This is a genomic window from Enterococcus dispar ATCC 51266 (genome assembly GCF_000406945.1).
GTDB lineage: Bacteria > Bacillota > Bacilli > Lactobacillales > Enterococcaceae > Enterococcus_C > Enterococcus_C dispar.
This window is the reverse complement of sequence record NZ_KE136354.1, coordinates 184318-205396: the sequence shown is the minus strand read 5'-3', so window position 1 is coordinate 205396 and position 21079 is coordinate 184318. Positions and strand designations below refer to the sequence as shown.

Here is a 21079-nt window from a genome sequence, read left to right as displayed (position 1 = left end):
CCTTAAAAAATGACAGCGGATTGTAAAATAATATTCGAATACGGTGTTACTTCACCAGTACGAATAATAGCCTTACTTACGTGGGATTGTTGTTTAAATTCTTCGTGACTGACATATACTATTTCGACATCATCAGGCAGCGCTTTCAAAACCGCTTGTAATTGACTGTTGTTTTGACTTTTAATTTCTTCAGCCAAAAAAACTTTTTCAATTGCCATATCACTAAGGACTGTTTGTAAAACTTCTTGAAAGCTCGGTAAACCAAATTTTAAAGCCAAGTCAATTTTTGTAACACCACTGGGTACCGGTAAGCCGGCATCCCCAATGGTAACTTGATCAGTATGACCCAAATCAGTTAAAACTTTGGTAATCTCGCTATTTAAAATTCCATGCTTTTTCATATTGTGACTGCTCCTTCATTTTTTCTAATGTTGGCATTCCACCTTGGGCACCAAAGCCTTGCACAGAAATAGCAGCCGCTAAATTAGCAAAACGTAAAGCCGCAGACATTTCCAGTCCTTGTAACAATGCGGTCGCCATTGCAGCGTTAAATGTATCACCGGCTCCAGTTGTGTCGACGGGTTGGACTTCAAAGGCCGGTACGATTTCTTCTTTTATGCCATCATGATAAATTGCCCCCATCGCACCAAGGGTGATAATTAATTTATTAGGATATTGCGCCAACACCTCAGAACGGCTCTGATCAGGAAAAATGATCGCAGATTCATGTTCATTTGGGGTTAAATACGTTAATTTTTCAATATATTCTTTGGCAATGCTACGAGCCGGTGCTGGATTTAGTAATGTTTGAATGCCATTTTGCCAACAAAAATCAATTATCGCTTCATTTGTTTCTTGGGGAATTTCATTTTGTAAGATAACCAAATCACTGGTTAATAATTGATCCGTAAATTTTTCTATATTTGCAGGTTTTACTTCGTTATTTGCAGCCGGAATAACGATAATGCTGTTGTCATTGTCGTATAAAACAATATGGGCCGAACCACTTTCAGCATGTGTAACCCGTTCCACACCTGTTACAGCCACACCATTTTTAACTAAATTATCTAAAATAGCCGTTCCAAAATCATCCTTACCCACTGCGCCTACCATTGCGACATCCATACCTAAGCGACTGGCAGCAACTGCTTGATTGGCACCTTTCCCACCAAATGCTGTCGCAAATTTTTCACCAAAAACCGTTTCACCTTGATTTGGCTTTACCTTCGTCGTTACCACAAAATCTGTCGACATACTTCCTACAACCGTAATTTTCATTGTGTTTCCTTCTTTCGTAAAGTATCCCGCTCTACCAAACGGGTAGGTAAGATTAATTTCTTTTGTCTAACTTGTTGATCATTCATCAGTTGATAAAGCATTTCTGCACCTTGATACCCCATTTCATACGCCGGTTGATGAATAGTCGTTAATGGGGGTACTACCAAGTTACTAATCGGAATATCATCATAACCGATTACTTGCAACGCATCAGGAACTTTTATATTCCGACGATACGCTTCTTGAATTAAGGCAATTGCATGAATATCACTTGGTGCAATAACTGTATCAACTTGAGGAAATTGTCTAAACACTGTTTGAGCAGTTATAATAGCATCTTCTAATAAAAATGATTGGGAATTCACAATCTTGTAATTACTTTTTGCTTGCTTTAAAACACTTAGAACACCTTGCAACCGTTCTTTGGAACGATCAATTTCTGCAGGTCCCGAAATAACAATAATTTCTTTTGCTTTTCTTTTTAAAACTGTCGTTGCTGCTATTGCGCCTCCCGACACATCATCGGCATGAATAGAATACTCTGAATCTTTTCCCACTCGGTCTAAAAACACGAGAGGATGCACTTTATCATAAATAGCATAATCATTATCTACCGCTGATAAGACCCCGGCTACATTATTTTGGTGAAAAGCATGTAAGTAATCATTAGCTCGCTCTGGATTTTCTTGGACATTGCCCAAAATGACTTGATAGCCTTTTTTTTGCAAATAATCTTCCACACCTTTAGCTAATAAGGGGAAAAATGGGTTGGAAATATCAGGTAAAAGTAATCCTACTAGTTTTGACTTTTTTTGAAAAAGTGAGCGCGCCACTTCGTTAGGACGAAAGTCTAAAGCTTTTACCGCATGCTCAATTTTTTGACGGGATTCTTCACTAACATAACCACTTCCATTTATTGCTCTTGAGACTGTTGCAACAGATAATCCTGCTAATTTTGCGACATCACGAATCGTTGCCATCTGTTCACCTTCCTCGTGTGTAACCGTTTACACACATAATATAAATGATTTAACTCTAAATTGCAACCACTTAAGCTAATTTTTTTATGTAAAAATGAAAAAACCAAATGAATTCCTTCAGCTCTCAAGTTATAAGATAGAAGCTTGATAACTTACTCTGCCATTACTCAAGATTTTGACTGCATGTTGCTAAGGGGTGTTTGTTAAACTATATATAACTTTGGTAATCGACTTTACCCCTTGTGAAAATTCTATAACTCCTTGCTATAAAAAAAGCCGGCTATAAGCCGGCTAATCAGCAAAACGAAATTTTATAAATGAGTGGCAATTAATTGTTCTAATTGATCTTTTGTATGCACACCGATAACTTTGTCGACAACTTCGCCATCTTTTTTAAGTAATAAAGTTGGAATACTCATTACACCAAATTGTGCGGGTGTTTCAGGATTTTCATCCACATCCATTTTCACAATTTTCAATTCATCTTCATCATGACTAGCTGCCAATTGGTCTAAAATAGGTGCTTGCATCCGACAAGGACCACACCAAGTTGCCCAAAAGTCGATTAAAACTAAGCCTTCATCAGTTTCACTTGCAAATGTTGCATCTGTAATTGCTTTTGACATATTATTACCTCCGATTTTACTATTGGGTGTTTGTCCCAATTGGATTTCCCCAAATGATAACCTTAAAGAAGATTGATCATTTCTATAAAAAGAGTATAGCACTGAAAACTTAATGATGATAATTTTTTGCTTACAATTGGTAAGTGCCAAAAATGATAGCGATTAATTTGGCCACAAGTCCACATGTTAAGCTATCTTTTGTTAAAGTTTTTTTAATTATTTAAATTTAACAACAGTAGCGCCATTGCCACCTTGGTTTGGTGGTGCAAATTCAAAACTTTTTACACTACGGTGATTTTTCAAATAATCCGTAATTCCTTGGCGTAAAGCCCCTGTTCCTTTGCCATGAACGATAGTCACTTGCGGATAACCGGCTAAAATCGCAGCATCTAAATATTGATCTACTTCATTTAACGCTTCTTCATACCGCTTGCCTCTTAAATCCAGTTGCGTTGCCACGTGGCTATTGCTATCTGAACGAACAGTACTAACCACCCGTTGCACAGGCTCTTTAACAGGTGCTACACTTTGTAGTTCACTTTCAGGTAATGTCATTTTCAAAATACCTAATTGTACTTGCCAGTTATCACCACTCATTTTTTGAAGTAAAATGCCTCTTTGACCATACGAAGCCACTAATACTTCGTCGCCAACTTTTAGTTTTTTCTTTTGCTTGGCTTTTTGGAGGACTTTATTTTTCTTCAGCTGATTATCTTCTTGATGCAAATTCTCCAATTTAGTGCGGGCATCAATTAATTCATGTTCTTTTACTTGCGCTTGCCCTGCTGCTAATTGCTTTTTGCGTAAGTCTGAAATAATGACTTCTGCTTCTTCTTTGGCTTCGTCGACAATTTTATTGGCTTGTTTTTTAGCTTTTGCCAATTCTTTTTCTCGTTCTTCAAAGAAATAGCTATAGGCCTCTTTTAATTCTTGTTGTAACCTAGCCGCTTCATCGACATAGTGACGCACCTCTAAATATTCTGTCTCCGTCATTTTACGTCTGTTTTCTAAATCGGCAATCATTTCATTTAAGTCTTGACTTTCACCATCCATAATTTGTTTGGCGGCATCAATAATGTGATTGTCTAAGCCTAAGCGTTTCGAAATTTCAAAAGCATTACTACGCCCAGGCACTCCAATTAACAAACGATAAGTCGGACTAAGGGTATCTACATCAAATTCCATACTGGCATTAATCGTATTACTGCGATTGTAACCATATACTTTTAATTCCGGATAGTGAGTTGTCGCCATCACATAAGCAGATTTGGCGCCTAATGCATCTAAAATCGCAATTGCTAAAGCAGCCCCTTCTTGGGGATCGGTGCCCGCACCCAATTCATCAAACAAGACCAAACTATGTTTATCTACTTTCGCTAAAATAGAGACAATATTGGTCATATGAGAAGAAAATGTCGACAGACTTTGCTCAATGGATTGCTCATCGCCAATATCAGCAAAAATCTCATGAAAGATTCCCATTTGGCTATCTTCACCTGCTGGAATAGGTAATCCTGATTGTCCCATCAATTGCAATAAGCCTAGTGTTTTTAACGTAATGGTTTTCCCACCCGTATTGGGGCCGGTAATCACAACTGCTTGGAAATCTTGACCAATCATAATATCATTGGCCACCACAACATCTTGATCAATCAAAGGATGACGCGCTTGCTTAAAGTAAACATGATTTTCAGTACTAACATTGGGCACGACCGCCTTTAATTCTTTTCCAAAGCGTGCCTTGGCATTCATCAAGTCAAACTTGCCGAGCACAAAAGCATTATGAATAATTTCTTTTTGATAAGGAACTAATTCAGCAGAAAGTTCCGCTAAAATACGTTCAATTTCTTGTCGTTCATTTATTTGGTGTTGGCGCAAGCGATTATTAGAGTCCACGATTTGTTTGGGCTCAATAAAAAGGGTTTGGCCAGAGGAGCTTTGATCGTGAACCACGCCTCCAAAAACACCACGATATTCTTGTTTGACGGGAATTACATAACGATCATTTCGCATCGTAATAATTGTGTCGCTTAAATATCGGGCATTATTTCCCCGTAAAATGCCATCTAATTGTTCCCGAATTGTCTGTTCGCTGCGACGAATATTATTGCGAATAACTTTTAACTCCGCAGATGCTTCATCAGTGACATAGCCGTCTTCATCAATAGCGGTTTGTAAGCGGCGCGTTAAATCAGGCAAATGTTCTAATTGTTCCGCCCAATCGTAAAGACGTAAAAATTCAATTTCACTATCAGCCAAATCCGCAATAAATTTTTTCACTTGACCCGTTGTGGATAAAACACGGGCGATTTGCGCTAATTCGACGCCGTTTAAATCTGCTCCAATTTCAATCCGCTTCATTTGCGGCCGGATATTTTCAATTTTTGGAATCGGGATTCCTCCCCGTAAACGCTGAACTTTCAAACCATCTGCTGTTTCATTTAACCAGCCATTTATTACTGTTTCGTCTATACTTGGTACTAAACTTTCCAACTCTTCTATCCCTTGGGCAGTTTGAAGGTATTGGGCTACCATTTGTTTCACACGGGAAAGTTCCAGAGTTTCATATATTCGTTTATTCATTTAGTTCACCTACCTATTAAATTATGAAAAAACAGGACAGTTCAGCTGCTGCCAAACACTGTCCCGTTTTTTTAACCAAGAATACTTGTTACCCACAGATTTTTAAAAAGCCAAGACAAGATAAAAGAATGTTCCACAATCATGCGGGCAGAAAAGTGATCTCGAAATATATTTTGTACTGTTGCCAAAGGAATCATAGCTAACACAAAGAGGACAAAGAAGATGACCACATAAGCTGTCAATACATTGAACAAGCCACCTAGAACCCAATCGTAATTTTCCAATAATCGTTTAAACCGTAAATTGTTTAAAAATACGACAATTAAACTTGTAATAAGCCAACCAATAAACATAACCAGTAAAAAGGCAACGGCTGCATAATAAGCTTTATCCAAATCTAAAGATTGATTTTGGCTGTAAAAAACCATTTTCGCATCGGGAGTGACAGAAGGATACGGAACGAATAGTTCTAATTTTTTTGCCAAGCTTTGGTAGCTAAAACAAGCCACGGCAAAAGATAGAAAATATCCTAGTGTATAAGCCAATTGAAGTGGCGCCCCTCGACGACCTCCGATATAAAACGCAATCACGAGTATCAGGATGATAAGTAATCCAATCATCTGTTAATCCTTTCTGTCCAATGACGTCTTTTGTTTTATTTGTTTTTTGCGTGCTTCATTTAAAATTTGTTGTGCCTGAACATGGTCTTTTATTTTGATATCTGTTTGTCCTTGTTCAGCTAAATATTTACGTGCCTCGTTTTCAATCGCTTCAATTCGTTTGATACGATTTTCCAATTCAACGATTCTGACAGTTTTTTCCCGCAGTTCTTGCACTTCTTTTTGTAAACGCAGGACTTCTCCTTGCTTGTCTACTTGATCTGATACCGCATTAACAGCCAATAAAATTGCTGCTTGCTCATCATTCATTTGCGGTGAAATAGTTTTAATTTCATTAAGCTGTTCATTGACAAGCTTTGTGACCAGATTCATATGCTGCGCAGTCTTCTCACCAATAATTGTATAGGTGCGATTGGCAATCACAGCTTTATAGCGTTTGCGTTCCGCTACCATGCTCTGTCTTCCCTTCTTCATAACTTTCATTATCTTTCACAAAACCATTTCGATTATGCTAGTATTTTCCCACCAAATGTTTAAGTGGCAAACTCCTGTATATTATAGGGGAAAAATCGTAAAATTTCCATGATTAGATAAAAATCCCCGCTTAGGCTTACGCTTTTTTATATCTATGTTAAAATCTAATTGCAAATTAAACAGGAGAAATGACGGTGAACTCCATTAACCTTTGGAATACCAAACATCTTTAAAAGCATTGAAGAACATGGCTAAAAGAAAATAGAATAACGAAAAAGGAAGTTTATATGAATACCATTGTCTTAAAATTAAGTAAAACTCAATTTCCACAGCTGAAAGCCCATTATGCACTTCAAAGTATTCCCAACAAAAATCCCTACACACTATTTGTCGCAAAAAAAAATGGCGTCACAATCACTGCTTATACTTCTGGCAAAGTGATGTTTCAAGGAGCCAATGCACAATTAGAAGCGGCAAAATGGGACCAAAAACAGACAGATACAGTTACACATGGGAATAATAAAGTTGCTAAAAAGCAAACGGCAGCTGAAAATGACTTACCAAAAGATTTTTCAAAAAAGAGCATTATCGGAAGCGATGAAGTTGGTAACGGCAGTTATTTTGGGCCTTTAGTCGTTTGTGCTGTCTATGCAGCCAGTGAGAATCTAGCTTACCTCAAAAAAATTGGTGTTAAAGATTCTAAAATGTTAACGGATAAAGAAATTCGCCAACTTGCGCCAAAAATCGCTGCTACAGTACCTTTTCAAAAATTGGTTGTCACACCAGAAAAATACAATGAGATCCAACCTAAATATAATGCCGTTCGCATGAAAGTAGCTTTGCATAACCAAGCCATTTATCTGTTGCAACAAAAAATTGCGCCAGTAAAAGCGGATGGTATTCTAATTGACCAGTTTACCTCAGAGGTCAACTATAGAAAATATTTGCGCCAAGAAAAAAATCAAGTCACTACTGATCTTCATTTCATTACCAAAGGTGAACAATATCATTTAGCTGTTGCAGCAGCGTCCATTTTATGTCGAGCCAGTTTTTTAGAGGAATTGGAGATGGCTTCCAAAGAACTAGGTATGCTGGTTCCATCTGGCGCGGGCAATAAATCTGATCAAGTAGCCGCCAAAATATTGCAACAAGGCGGCATGGATTTATTAGCCAAATATGCCAAACTTCATTTTGCCAATACTCAAAAAGCACAAAAATTGGCAGGTTTCTAATTTTTCAAAAACAATACCCGAAAGATGTCCATCTTTTTCCTCTACTTCTTACAGTAGGACGTTTTATAAAACGTCAGAAAGGCACATCTTTCGGGTATTTTCAGATTTTATCAAAAAGCAAATTAAGACTTTGGACCTTTAAAAAGCTTAGAAAAATCCCCTTTTTGCGTTTGAAACTTATAAAAAATATGAAACAGACCACAAGCCACCATTAAAATGCCGTAGTAAAAATTTCCTTGCCAAACTGCAAACGTATTTAACACTGCAATCAAAGCCAAGATGATGAAATAGCAAACTAAGACGCGGATCATAACCCCTTTAGGTTTAATTTTATTAAAATAATTCTCCCAGCTGTTTTGATCCATTTTGCTGACTTTGCTCTTGATTTGCAAGTACATTAACCAAACTCCTGTACTTAAGAACAGTGCGCTATAAATTCCGACTAAAATCATGACAAATAAACTTAAAATATCACTGACCATGTTAAACTTCCAATCTATTAAGAATCAATTTCAAACATCTAAAAATGTCTGTTCCGATTTTAACACAGGGACTTAGAATGTCAAAATCTAGCTCTTAAGCTGACAATTGGGCGGCTTGCATCTGATACATCTGATAATAAATACCCGCTTTTTCAAGCAATCTTTGATGCGAGCCCCGTTCCACAATTCGGCCATCTTCCAACACTAAAATTTCATCTGCTTCTTTAATGGTTGAAAGGCGGTGAGCAATAATAAAGGTAGTCCGTCCTTTTTGCAAAACTTCCATTGCTTTTTGAATAATTACTTCTGTTTGCGTATCAACGTGACTCGTTGCTTCATCCAAAATTAAAATTTTGGGGTTAAAAACTAACGCGCGGGCAAAACTAATCAGCTGCCTTTCCCCACTTGAAAAAGCTTGTCCTTTTTCTACTACCGGATGATAAATGCCTTCTGGATAGCGCTGAACTAAATATTCTGCTCCCACTTGCTTTAAAGCACTTAATACCATGTCGTCACTAATGTTTTTATCTCCCATATTAATATTACTAGCAATCGTCCCGCTAAAAAGATATGGATCTTGCATCACAATTGCCATAAAATGCCGCAATGACTGACGACTGTAGTCTGAAATATTTTGATCATCAATTAAAATTGCGCCATTACTCGGTTCGTAAAAACGAAAAAGTAAATTTAAAATACTGGATTTACCTGAACCCGTATGTCCCACTAAAGCGACTGTTTCTCCTGGTTCAGCTGCAAAATCAATATGGTGTAAGACAGTTTGATCAGAGGTATAGCCAAAAGAAACATCTTGAAATGCTACTGCCCCTTTTTCAATTTGAATGTTCTTTGTTTCTTGACTTTCAATTTTTTCATCAGCTAATGCAAAAATTCTGGTGCCAGCAGCCAAAGATTGTTGTACGCCAGCAACTGTTTGAACCATGCCTTCAATTGGATCAAAAAGCCGATTAATATAGTCAATGAAGGCATAAAGTAGCCCTGCAGAAATGGCCAATTGACCATTTAAAAAGAAACTAGCTAAAGTGGTCACCACTAATAAAATAGTACCGTTACGTAGAAAGGTTCCTAATCCCCAAGCAGCCCCTGCGTCTAGTAGTAAAGCTTTTTTCCCCACATTAAACCATTTGGTTACCGTTTGGCGAAATTCTTGTAACAACTGCTGTTCTTTTTGAAAAGCTTGAATAACCGCTACACCTTGCACAAACTCATTTAGCTGACCGCTAATTTGCGAAATATACTCCCGCATCGCTAAATTGTATTTCGATGCTTTACGAGTGTAGAAATGTTGCCATAATATAAGAAGTGGCAACAATAGTAATAAGGCCGCCCCTAAGCGTGCATTTAATAAAAAGATTGCAATATAAACACCAATAATTTGAATAAGATTACTTAATAAATTGCTAATGACACTGACATAAAAACTCGACCGTAAAACTTCTGTATCATTCGTGATACGCGCCACGATTTTGCCGGCAGGTAATTTATCAAAATAAGCGATAGGCAATTGCTGTAAATGCCCAAATAATTGATCTCGCATTCTCTTAACAATTTGATTGGCCATCTTACGCAATTTTAAAATACTCAGATAGCGAAAGAGAGAACCCACAATATTTAATAGCAAATACAAAGACAACAATTGGATTAATAACAATACAGGTAAATTTCCGGTATCAAAAGCTGGCGTCATAACGCTATCAATCATGCGTTTGGCAATTAATGGGGAAATAAGCTCCAGGCCTGAGGCTAATATTAGCAATCCCACACTGATACTAAAAATCATTTTATCGGCTTTGACATAACTTAAAAGCCGTTTGATGGTTTTGACCATTTTTTTCAACTCCTACTTCATAAACTGGTAAAACTGTGATTGGAAAACGAAACTTGGCTAAACAGATGAACGTATAATTTTAGCTATAACTTGTCCGCATCTTTTAACCTTGCGTTTTCTCTTCATTTAATTGCTGATGATAATATTGCTCTTGATACCAGCCTGGTGTTTGAATCAACGTTTGGTGGGTTCCTTTTTGGACCACTTTGCCGTCTTCTAACACAATAATTTGATCTGCTGTGGTAATCGCAGATAAGCGATGTGTCACAATAATAGCAGTCCGCTTGGCTTGTACTTGCTTTAATTGATCGATAATCGCTTGTTCGGTTTTGGCGTCCACCGCTGAAAGGGCGTCATCCAACAATAAAACTTGACTATGGCGCAAAAAAGCACGGGCTAAAGCCAAACGCTGTTTTTGTCCACCAGATAACGACATTCCTTTTTCTCCAATTAAAGTTTCTAACTGCGCCGGCATTTTTTTGACATCTTCAGCTAAAGAAGCAGCCGTCAAAGCTTGCCACAGTTCAGCTTCTGTCGCATCGCCTTTACCAAACAACAAATTTTCTTTAATCGTGCGTGAAAACAGCGTGTGTTCTTGTGGGACTTCCGCAAATTGTTCCCGCACATCACGCGTCTCAAAAGCAGTTAAAGGTCTATCGTTTAATTGGGGCACTTGTGCAGAATACGGATAGCGATGAAGTAACTGGCGCAGTAAAGTTGTTTTACCACTACCGGTTTTACCGACAATGCCAATCAATTGCCCTTTATTAATGGTGAGATTCACTTGTTGTAAAACATTTTGGGTACTAGCAGGATAAGCAAAATCATAATTTTCAAAACTAATTTTTTCAAGTTGAGGCAATCGCTTGGTTCCATCTTCTTCCAAATTATCTTTTGCTTTTAAAACTTCATTAATCCGGCGCCAAGAAGCTGCCCCTTGTTGCATGACGTTGACTAAATCCCCCGCTGAAATCATCGGCCAAACAATCATTGTCAAATACACTTGGAAAGAGACCATGGCCCCAACGGTAATTTGTTGCTTTTGGACTAAAAAGGCTCCGGCTCCAAAACTCGCCACAAAGCTGATTGCCAAAATAATCGTAATCAACGGACCAAAACGGGAATCAAGTTCTGAAACTTGATTATTTTTTTCATTCACTGCTTTTGTTTTTGCTTCAAAAGCTGTTGTTTTTTCTGTTTCTAAACCAAAAGCGCGTACGACCCGAATACCATCAATAATTTCTAAAACTTCACTATTTAAATCCGAAACCGACTTTTGTGCTTCGGTAAAAAGACGATCTATTTTTGAGCCCCATTTAAAAATATAGTAAGCTAAAATCGGCATTGGCAATAAAGCGATGAAAGTCAATAGACCTGAAACAGTTGTGGCCATCATCAGGAGAATAAAACCTAAAAATAAACTTGTATTCATAAACACCATAAGACCATACCCGACTGTCATCCCCATGACCTGTACATCATCACTAGAGCGGGTCATTAAATCTCCGGTACGAAAACGTTCATAAAAAGGCGCACCCATTTTCAAAAAATGTGCCATTAATTGTTCCCGCAAACTCTTTTGTAAATCATAAGAGCCGATAAATAAGAGATACGTCCAAGTAAAATCTGCCAAATAGCATAAAATAATCGTCAAGGCAAAAACGCCACTATATTGTAACAATAATGAAAATGTTAATGTCTTTTGGATAATTGCATCAATAAAAAGACGAATAATATAAGTGGGCACTACTGCTAATGCGCTGTTTAAAATCATAAAAAATAAAACGATCCCATAGCGTCTTTTATGTTGTTTAATATAAGTGAATAAGTGCTTTAAAACGTAATTCATAATAACCTCCAATTAAAATTCAAAAATCGCTATTTCTGAGCTTTTCGCGAATATTTCCTTAATATTCTGTATTTTTGCGCGCAAAAAAGACTCTACCCGAGTATACCAAGGGCAGAGTCTGAGGGTTAATTCAGTATCTTCGCTAATTGGAATTATCATACGGGAGTAAGGAATTATTTGCGATGAATAGACTTAATTTTTTTTCGTTTAACTTAATCATCATGCTTCCTCCTTCCCATTTTTTGTAAACGTTACACAAAGGATATCAGGTTACAAAAAATTACACAAGTATTTTCTTCATAAATATTTAAAAATATGTGCTTTTTTGTACATTTAATCATCCTTTTAACTAAAACACAATCCTGTTGCGAAGCTTTTAGTATCAATGATTTTAGATTAATTAGCTGCGCCAAAACGTTTTTTGAAATATTTTTCTAAATGATTTTGACCAAAACCGATCAAAATGCATAAAAGCCAATAAATGAATGCAACCAGAATATACATCGACATATAATCAAAGGTCCGGCCACCGACAATTTTAGCTTTTTGAAAAATATCCGGAATCGTAATCATGGCCGCTAAGGATGTCCCTTTGACCAAATCCATGGCCACATTTCCTAATGCCGGGACCGACAAGCGGAACGCTTGGGGTAAAATAATCAAATAAATTGTCTGCCAAAAACTCAAGCCAGTAGCATAAGCTGCATCCCATTGTCCCACATCAACTCCGGTAATCGCACCACGATAAATTTCCGCGATGAAAGCACTGCTGGTTACACTAAAACAAATAATTGCTGCACTAAGAGCTGAGAGTTGATAAGGTAAACCAAAATAGAGTAAAAATAACAATACTAATGCAGGTACACCGCGTAAAAAAGAAATATAAAAGCGGATGAGATTACGCAATATTTTGCTAGGTAAAAAAGAGAGCACAGTTAAGCAAATTCCCATTATATTTCCCAACAAAAACGTCAAAATGCTTATACCAAGCGTATAGCGCAATCCTTGTAAAATAAAAGGTAAAGATGCCACCATTAAAGAAAAATCCAGTTTTGGAATATACATTAATCTGCAGACACCGTTTCTTTTATTTCTTGTTTTGGTTTCACGGAAACATCCGTTTGAAAATACGTTTCTGCGATTTTTTTCAAGGTACCATCTTTTTGCATTGCATTTAAAGTTTCATCTACTTTAGCTTTTAGCGCTTGATGTTCTTTGACAAATAAAAAGCCGATATGATTGGCATTGAAATAGACATCTTCCAAAATTTTCACCGGAATATCTGGTAGTGCTGCGACTGACATTTTTTGTAAATAGTAATCATTTAAAATAACATCCGTCCGTCCGTTGGCAACATCGGTTAAATATTGATCATTAGTGGCATTATCATAAGTGATGGGTGTTGCACCATATTTTTCGGCAATTTTCATGTAGCTCGTATTGGGTTCCCCTGCTGCCTTTTTTCCTTTTAAATCGCTAAGTTTGTGAATTCCTGAATCATCACTTTTTCTGACGATCATACTATCAAAAGAATATTTAATTGGTACTGATAAAGAAAATTTCTTTGCACGCTCTTTTGATAAACCAAAATCATTCGCAGCAAAATCTGCTTCGTTGCGATTAATAGATGCGATTTGACCATCCACATTGTATTCTTTAAAGACAACTTTGACGCCTAAGCGTTTAGCGACTTCTTTTGCAATATCAACATCATAACCATTTAATTCATTCTTATCGTTATAGTAAGAAGATGGAAATAAAGTTCCCGAAGTTGCTACTGTTAAAGTTTTGTCTTTTTCAACTTCATCCCAACTTGTATCTTTTGTCTTGGCTTTTGTTGTGTTACTGCTGCATGATGCCAAAATTACCCCACTGGCTACTACTAACAGAATTGTTGCCCATTTCTTCATTGTCTTCCCCCTGTAATCTCCAATATTTTTATTTAAAAAGTTTCATGTTGATAAGTTTTTGGTAAACGAAATTTTCCTTCTAACTCAAAAATTTTACCAATTTGAAACAATAAATCTTCTCGTCCTTTGGCTGCCATAAATTGTATTCCTAATGGCATACCCGCCTGCGTGATAAAAGTTGGTAAACTAATAGCCGGCTCACCCGTCAAATTTGCTAACTGCGTAAAAGGTGACAATGCCAAACTTTTTTCAAACATTTCATAAACGAGCTCATCAGCTTGAGTTTCATTTAGTGTTTCCACCTGAGCCAGTTGGGCAAAGATTTTCTCACTTTGCAAATTTTCATCAATTTTCGGCGCTGAATAAGCCGTAGTAGGTGTTAAGAACAAATCATAATCCGTAAAGAGTTCTTCCATTACAAATGCAGCATGATCCCAATTTTGCAATGTTGCCACATATTTTGCTGCTGGTGTTTTTAAACCAGCTTGGTAAATCCCCCAAGTCATCAGCTCCATGTCCTCTTTTGTGACTGCACGCCCAATTCCTTGTTCAATCTCTGCAAACATAGCTGCCGTTTCTGCTCCATTCATTTTGTAATAATCACAAATGAGCTGTCGACCATCTAAAGGATATTTAATTTCAACAACTTCATGACCAAGCGATTGCAAAAAGACAACCGCATCAACTACTGCTTTTTCCGCTTCTGCTGACACCATACTTCCCACAGGAGAAGTTGTTGTGTAGGCAATCTTAAGTTTATTTTTTAAAGGTTTCCTTTCCCATTCTCTCTGTGGTGCCTGATACGGTGCGGCAGGATGTTGCCCTCTAATTCCGTAAAAAAGTTTTTCAGTATCCCGTATGGAAACAGTGAGAGCAAAATTAATCGCCGCTCCTTGCCAATCGCGCCAGGAATCTGGTCCGGTGGGAATCGCACCACGCGTTGGTTTTAACCCAATCAATCCACTAAAAGAAGCAGGAATACGAATGGAACCGCCACCATCACTGGCACCAGCTAAAGGAAAAATTCCCGCAGCTACCGCCGCTGCTGCACCGCCACTAGAACCGCCAGGTGAATAGGCAAGATTCCACGGATTACGGCTAGGACCGTAAAGAGTTGGATCTGTAATATTTTTAAAGCCAAATTCCGGTGCATTCGTTTGACCAAAAGGCGTTAGCCCACTTTTCATCAAGGCTTTGACATAATTATTACTTTTGCGCGCTTTGGTATCTGCAAAGATTCGTGAAGCGGAAGTGGCTGGCCATCCTGCTTTATTTTGTCCTAAAATTTTCAAAGGAATAGGTAACCCACCAAAAATTCCGTTTTTTGTTTTTTCATAATCACTTTTAGCACCATGGATATCAAAATCATAAATAAAGGCATTTAAATCTTGGTGTAATTGCGCTTTTTTAACAATCATTTCCAATAATTCATCGATTGAAAATACACCATTTTTTAGCGCAGTAGCATAATATGTTGCATCCCTCATTCGCTATTCCTCACTTTCACATTCCCTTTTTAACCAAACTCCAAATTCGCAAGCGCTTTTTTTATCTATTTATTTTTACCACACTCTTAAAAAGAGTACAACTTATAAATCTGTACTAAACAAGCAAAAATCCGTTTATAACAACAAAACAATCATATATTCCATCTATTTTTTAGAACAGAATGCCAACTTGTAGCACTATTCATTTTCACTTTTTCGTCTTGATGAGATATTCCCAAAAAACAATTAAAAAATTCATTTTTCAATAGATTTCTTTTGAAGAATAATCAAAATAAGAGTAGAATGCAACCGGCTATGGTACGCTAGAATTAAGCAAAAATAAAATTTTCTATTGAGGTGAAACAAATGAAAAACCTTCGTTATCGTATCCCCTTGGAAGTCGGTGTTATTCTTTTAATGGCACTCAGTTTGGTTCAAGATTTAATTTTGTATAATTTTGTTGATCACCAAACGTTTTACTATGCAAATTTATTGGTATTTTTGGGGATTTTATTTGGTATGATGGGCAATTCCCTTTTTGTCGTTGTTATCACGATGTTTATGATTGGAATTGGAAGCTTCGTACTCTACTTTTTCCCAGTTGTCATGAGTGGCTGGTTAAAAATTTATCTTATTGTCATCGTCCCTACTTTTACTATTGCGGGATATTTTATCAAAACTGACATTTTTTTGAGGAAACGATTAATTAGTGGTCGTAAAGAAATTGCCACTTTCTTACAAAATACAGATGCATTGACTGGACTTGGTAGTATGAATAAATTTATTGAGCGCTACCAACAATTTTTAGATACCATGACGATTCGACCAAAACTGGATCGTTCTTTGGCGGTTTCAATGTTTTATGTCGATAATCTGGATCAATATCGCTATCAAAGTGAAAACAAAACCAACGAATTGCTTCATAATTTGGCTGATGACTTAGAACTCATTCGTTTACCAGAAGAACAGCTTTTTTATGTTGATGAAGGAACATTCATTGTCATATCGCCACTTTTTAACAATCAATGTACTGCAGAAACAGAGAGTTTGAATCAGATTACTAAAACGCAATTGATGCTTTTCCCCTTTGATCACAATCAAGATATTACCATCCGCCAAAGTATGATTGTTTTACAACGGGATACGCAGCTGACCGCTGAACAAGTACTAAGTAGACTCAATCGGCGGGCCGAGACTGATTTAATGGCAGAATACATCGTTTAAGGAGTGAATCACTTGTTAGATATATTTTACTGGCTGAGTATTATCGTCACCATTTTATTTTTTATCGCCACGGTAGGGCTATTTATTTCCGCCCTTATCATCCAGTCAAGGGTCTGGAAATACTTTAAAAGGAGGAACTTAAATGGCTAAGGGACTCATGATTTTTACAATTGTGTCAATTTGGATTTCTGTCTTCTTTTCTTTATTAACTATTTTTGGTGCAATCAAGTTTTTGCTAAAAAATTTGAAACCGCCAAAGCGTTTTTTGGAACCATTAAAAGAATATCCTTTAATCACCATTGTCGTACCAGCTCATAATGAAGAGATAGTGATTAAAGATACAGTGCAAGCCATTTTGCGCTTAAATTATCCTGTCAACCGGCTAGAGTTTTTAGTTTTTGCTGATAATTGCACCGATAACACGTATGCAGAAGCAATGAGTGTTAAAAATTTACCACAATTTGCCAATCACGATATTCAAATTATCAAACGTACAGGCTCTGGGGGAAAATCGGGGGTATTAAACGATGCCCTTAAACAAGCAAAAGGCGATTGGCTCTGTGTTTATGATGCTGATGCGATGCCTGAACAAAATGCTTTATATTTTCTCGTCAAAAAAGCATTGGAAGATCCTGAACATTACGCTGCTGTTTTCGGTCGCAATAAGACCCGGAATTATAAACAAAATTTTTTGACCCGCTGTATTAATCTGGAAGTCGTGACAACCCAACGCATTCAACATACAGGTTTATGGGAACTCTTTAAAATCGGCCATATTCCCGGCACTAACTTCATCATTCAAAAAAATTATGTTAAAGAAATTGGTGGTTGGGATAATGGTGCCTTAACAGAAGACACCGCTCTTTCTTTTAAAATCATGGAACAAGGAAAATTAATTGCCTTAGCTGCTCAATCTGAAGCCTTTCAACAAGAACCGGAAACAATCAACGTTTACTATAATCAACGCAAACGTTGGGCAAAGGGAAATTACGAAGTTATTACGGGGAATTTGAAGCACCTATTTGACCGGAGTAATTGGCGTATCAAATGGGAAATATTTTACTATATCAACACATTCTTTTGGTTTAACTGTGCCATTGTCATTTCGACAATTATCTTTTGGTCCAACTTAATTACGACATTACTCAATATTTTCCATCTAGATTTACCTGTACCATTTACTTTTGGTGGTGGAAATCGCCAAATTGCAGCTATTTTATTGGTTAATTGGGCTTTAATGTTTGCCATTTATTTGCTGCAGATTAATGTCGCTTTAGTAAGCCAATACGGTCAAGCAACTACGGAAAATTTTTTATATTCTGTTGCCTCCTATTTTACGTACTCCCAACTCTTTTTAGGCGTGTCTGTCGTTGCCTTTTTTTCACTCATGTTGGACCGTATCTTTAAACGGGATGGCACAAAATGGTACAAGACACAACGTTTTAATGACTGAGTAATCATTTTAATTTTTTTAGAAAGTAGAGGTTGATAATGAAGCAAAAGCCATTATTATTGTGGGGAATTGCCATTTGTTTATTAGCATCCTATGTCGTAATTTTATTTCGTACAATTGCTGATAACGAACACAATATCCAAATCAATCTATATCAAAAATGGCGCGAAAACTACGTCATCACAACAAAAGAAGGTTCCTTTGTTGACACGGGTACTACTACTCGTTCTACTTTATCAGAAGCACAAGGCTACGCGATGGTGATCACTACTTTAGCGGCTGAAAAGGGATTTGCTTCAGAATCAGATTTTGAGGCCCTTTATGCTTACTATACCCAATATCAAATTGGGAATGGCAACCATCTTATGCAATGGCGTCAAAGCCAAACAAAAAAAGGCTGGGAGTCTGACAGTTTGCACAATGCCACAGACGGTGATTTGGATATCGCCTATAGCTTAATCAAAGCAAGTAAATTATGGCCCAAGAGTAAGCATGATTATGCCGCAGCTGCCAATAAACTTCTGGCAGACATTAAACAGTATAACTATAATGCGGATACAAACTTTTTGACAGTGGGAGATTGGGCCACTGTGGATCAAAAAGCCAGCAGAATTTTACGCCCTTCTGACATCATGCCCGCCTATTTTACAGAATTTTATCATTTTACGCATGATTCATTTTGGCAGGGACTAAATACACGTGGCATTGAATTACTCCAAATTTTAAGTAAACAAGTAAAAACAGGACTTATGCCTGATTTTGCCTGGTTTGAAACAAATAATAAACTTACACCAGCAAAAAAAAATCAAGTAAATAATCAGTATGATGGTGATTATTCTGCCAATGCCTGCCGTATACCACTACGACTCATGAAATCAAATGATCCTAAGGTTGCCCATATCTTGGATAAAATGTTAGCTTTTTTCGCGGATCAAAAATTTGTCTATGCGGGCTACTCATTAAAAGGTAAGGCTTTAGTCGACTATCAAAATCAAAGTTTTTCTGCTCCTGTTTTAGCTGCCGCGTATAAAGCAGAACCTTATAGCGGACTTGTCACTTCACAAAAATGGGTAGTAGAAGAACCTATTCATGGTAAAAATTACTATGATGAGACACTTAAAGTATTATCTGTTTTAGAAATGTATAATAAGTAGCCACCTTGAGCCATAGAAACTTAATTTAAAGAATAGTAAAGCGCCAGAGCTACACCAAAAGCCCAATAAAAAGCACATTAAATTTCAGTGCTTTTTATTGGGCTTTCTTTGCTCGCCACAAAAAATAAATTCGATATATCAAAGTTTATTGCTATATAATTTCCTAAACAAACGCTTAGCGGCATTAAGTTAAATCTTGAGAAATGAAAGAGCAAGTTGTAAAGATTTCGTCTTAATGATTGAGAGCTGTAGAAATCAGCTCAACTTTTCTTGTGTCGAATATCATTTTTTACCAGCAGATTGTAAAGCTTTAAATAAAGTATTAAATTGTCCTTTAAAAGACATCACCTGTTCAAACATATCTTCTCCATCGTATAGCATCTTAACCGTTACCCAGCCCAGTGATTCCGTAATCGCAATAGCCACAACAGCGTTCACAGCACCACCGCTAATGGTTCCGGCAACTGGAATAAATTTCAAAACATTTCCCACTGCGCTACGCCCAAAACTAACCACAACTAATTCTTTGGTGATACTTTTAGCTATTCCTTCTGACCAAGATTGGCCAAAAAGTTTATATAGCCGTGCCATCATAACCAGCTGAACTGGAACGAGTAAAATAGCATCAGAAAATGGTATCGGTGATAAACCAATAATCGCTGCACTTAATGCGGCCATATGAATAATGCGATGCGCTTTTTTACGGGTGGTTAAATCAACATCTGTTAAGAAATCGGCAAAAACACCATCAAACCGCTCACGAGTTGAGGCAAGTAATATTTCTGCTCTTTTCTTTGTAGCAGTAGATGTTTTGGTAATAATTTTTACCGCCGGATTTGGTAGACGTTTTAATACATCGCCAAAAAAAGATTGAAAGTCTGCATCATCTACATCCTCTACTTTCTTTTCTACTGGAATTTCTTCTTTATTCTCTACTGGCTTATCACCATTTTTATGTCTCATCGGAAATTTCACGTTTTCCTCTCCTTTCGCGGGTTAATCTATTTATTGCCCTAACAGTAGACTATATCGTTACTAACTCCAAAATATCCTTTTTTTCTACTAAAGACAACTCTTATGATTTTTAATTAAAAAGGGAGTTAGATATTAGAAATCACCAAATAACGTAATTTTATCCTTTAAAAGATTGTACTGCAGCTTCAATTGGCGTATCACCTGTAATAATTTCAAATTCTTTACCAATCGTATTCGCATTTTCTAAAACTGCTAAAATCACTGCTGCAACATCTTCTCGGGGAATGGACGTTTTTTCAAGTTCTTCAGTTAAACTGTCGGCTAAAGTAATCTTTCCACTACCTGCATCGTCTGTTAATGAACCCGGGTGGATAATCGTCCAATCTAGATTGGTGCGATGCTTTAACCATTCATCTGCATAATTTTTAGCAATAGTATAAGGAGCTAAGCTTGAATTGGCTTTTATTTCGCGACTAATTTCTTTTCGTCCGGTTTTAAATGTACTTACCATCACAAAACGTTTAACATTCGCTTGTTCGGCCGCAGTCATTACTTTTATTGCACCGTCTAAATCGACCATGATTGTTTTATCCAATCCTTTGCCTCCAGCCCCCGCACTAAAGACAACTGAATCTACCTCTTTCATGGCCGCAGAAAAATCTTCAATCGAATTGTTAATAATGTCTAATAAAACCGTTTCAATCTTACGTTTTTCAAAAAAGGAAAGTTGCGCCTCACTGCGAATAACCGCTATTTCTGCTATTGAAGGATGTTCTTTAATTTGATCTGCAAAGTGTCGCGCTACTTTGCCGTTGGCACCTACTACTAAAACTTTCATACTACCCCTTCTTCCTAATTTTTTGTGTATTTAACAACATTTTGACAAGTGCTATTAAAAAAGAT

Annotated in this window: 19 protein-coding genes; 4 read left to right on the top strand and 15 right to left on the bottom strand. The window is 37.1% G+C overall.

All coding sequences use genetic code 11. The features are described from left to right. Window positions 1-2: 2 nt before the first annotated feature. From rbsD to RK01_RS00930, 7 genes are all read right to left on the bottom strand, one after another. Window positions 3-401: a D-ribose pyranase gene (gene rbsD / locus RK01_RS00960; protein ID WP_016171426.1), complete on the bottom strand. Its 399-nt coding sequence runs from the start codon at window positions 399-401 to the stop codon at window positions 3-5. Beyond that, entirely contained in the window at window positions 376-1278 is a 903-nt protein-coding gene (gene rbsK, locus RK01_RS00955; RefSeq protein WP_016171425.1) for a ribokinase, read from the bottom strand. The genes rbsD and rbsK overlap by 26 nt, the downstream gene beginning before the upstream one ends. Next, on the bottom strand, window positions 1275-2258 hold the full coding sequence (locus RK01_RS00950; protein WP_016171424.1) for a LacI family DNA-binding transcriptional regulator: 984 nt from the start codon (window positions 2256-2258) through the stop codon (window positions 1275-1277). Before RK01_RS00950 ends, rbsK begins: the two co-directional genes overlap by 4 nt. Before the next feature lie 311 nt (window positions 2259-2569). Then, on the bottom strand, window positions 2570-2884 hold the full coding sequence (trxA, locus tag RK01_RS00945; protein ID WP_016171423.1) for a thioredoxin: 315 nt from the start codon (window positions 2882-2884) through the stop codon (window positions 2570-2572). A gap of 216 nt (window positions 2885-3100) precedes the next feature. Further along, window positions 3101-5467 carry an endonuclease MutS2 gene (locus RK01_RS00940; protein WP_016171422.1) on the bottom strand — a complete coding sequence of 789 codons (2367 nt, stop codon included), beginning with the start codon at window positions 5465-5467 and terminating at the stop codon, window positions 3101-3103. Between the two features lie 71 nt (window positions 5468-5538). Beyond that, window positions 5539-6087, bottom strand: a complete 549-nt coding sequence (locus tag RK01_RS00935; protein ID WP_016171421.1) for a CvpA family protein — start codon at window positions 6085-6087, stop codon at window positions 5539-5541. Between the two features lie 3 nt (window positions 6088-6090). Continuing rightward, the gene (locus RK01_RS00930) at window positions 6091-6540 is read right to left on the bottom strand and encodes a cell division protein ZapA (RefSeq protein WP_016171420.1); all 450 of its coding nucleotides are present in this window, start codon (window positions 6538-6540) and stop codon (window positions 6091-6093) included. 308 nt (window positions 6541-6848) lie between these two features. Here RK01_RS00930 and rnhC point away from each other — a divergent pair, with 308 nt between their 5' ends. Further along, on the top strand, window positions 6849-7793 hold the full coding sequence (rnhC, locus tag RK01_RS00925; protein ID WP_016171419.1) for a ribonuclease HIII: 945 nt from the start codon (window positions 6849-6851) through the stop codon (window positions 7791-7793). Window positions 7794-7915: 122 nt separating this feature from the next. Here rnhC and RK01_RS00920 read toward each other — a convergent pair whose 3' ends face one another. From RK01_RS00920 to RK01_RS00895, 6 genes are all read right to left on the bottom strand, one after another. Next, the gene (locus RK01_RS00920) at window positions 7916-8275 is read right to left on the bottom strand and encodes a hypothetical protein (protein WP_016171418.1); all 360 of its coding nucleotides are present in this window, start codon (window positions 8273-8275) and stop codon (window positions 7916-7918) included. Between the two features lie 94 nt (window positions 8276-8369). Continuing rightward, window positions 8370-10124: an ABC transporter ATP-binding protein gene (locus RK01_RS00915; protein ID WP_016171417.1), complete on the bottom strand. Its 1755-nt coding sequence runs from the start codon at window positions 10122-10124 to the stop codon at window positions 8370-8372. Between the two features lie 103 nt (window positions 10125-10227). Continuing rightward, window positions 10228-11973, bottom strand: coding sequence for an ABC transporter ATP-binding protein (locus RK01_RS00910; protein WP_016171416.1), 1746 nt, complete (start codon window positions 11971-11973; stop codon window positions 10228-10230). A 396-nt stretch (window positions 11974-12369) separates the two neighbouring features. Continuing rightward, window positions 12370-13038, bottom strand: a complete 669-nt coding sequence (locus tag RK01_RS00905) for an amino acid ABC transporter permease (protein WP_016171415.1) — start codon at window positions 13036-13038, stop codon at window positions 12370-12372. After that, window positions 13038-13883: a transporter substrate-binding domain-containing protein gene (locus RK01_RS00900; RefSeq protein ID WP_016171414.1), complete on the bottom strand. Its 846-nt coding sequence runs from the start codon at window positions 13881-13883 to the stop codon at window positions 13038-13040. The genes RK01_RS00905 and RK01_RS00900 overlap by 1 nt, the downstream gene beginning before the upstream one ends. Window positions 13884-13915: 32 nt before the next feature. Beyond that, on the bottom strand, window positions 13916-15370 hold the full coding sequence (locus tag RK01_RS00895; protein ID WP_016171413.1) for an amidase: 1455 nt from the start codon (window positions 15368-15370) through the stop codon (window positions 13916-13918). Window positions 15371-15736: 366 nt separating this feature from the next. Here RK01_RS00895 and RK01_RS00890 point away from each other — a divergent pair, with 366 nt between their 5' ends. The 3 genes from RK01_RS00890 to RK01_RS00880 all read left to right on the top strand — a co-directional run bounded on the left by RK01_RS00890 (window position 15737) and on the right by RK01_RS00880 (window position 19201). After that, complete coding sequence (locus RK01_RS00890; protein WP_016171412.1) at window positions 15737-16594, top strand: hypothetical protein; 858 nt, start codon at window positions 15737-15739, stop codon at window positions 16592-16594. 142 nt (window positions 16595-16736) lie between these two features. Next, window positions 16737-18047, top strand: a complete 1311-nt coding sequence (locus tag RK01_RS00885) for a glycosyltransferase family 2 protein (RefSeq protein ID WP_016171411.1) — start codon at window positions 16737-16739, stop codon at window positions 18045-18047. A gap of 38 nt (window positions 18048-18085) precedes the next feature. Beyond that, window positions 18086-19201 carry a family 8 glycosyl hydrolase gene (locus tag RK01_RS00880; RefSeq protein WP_016171410.1) on the top strand — a complete coding sequence of 372 codons (1116 nt, stop codon included), beginning with the start codon at window positions 18086-18088 and terminating at the stop codon, window positions 19199-19201. A gap of 282 nt (window positions 19202-19483) precedes the next feature. Here RK01_RS00880 and RK01_RS00875 read toward each other — a convergent pair whose 3' ends face one another. Together RK01_RS00875 and RK01_RS00870 are read right to left on the bottom strand one after the other, a co-directional pair. Continuing rightward, window positions 19484-20164, bottom strand: a complete 681-nt coding sequence (locus tag RK01_RS00875; RefSeq protein ID WP_229084821.1) for a YcjF family protein — start codon at window positions 20162-20164, stop codon at window positions 19484-19486. A gap of 169 nt (window positions 20165-20333) precedes the next feature. Further along, a complete protein-coding gene (locus tag RK01_RS00870) occupies window positions 20334-21014 on the bottom strand; it encodes an SDR family oxidoreductase (RefSeq protein ID WP_016171408.1) in 681 nt (226 codons plus the stop codon). Window positions 21015-21079: the final 65 nt, after the last annotated feature.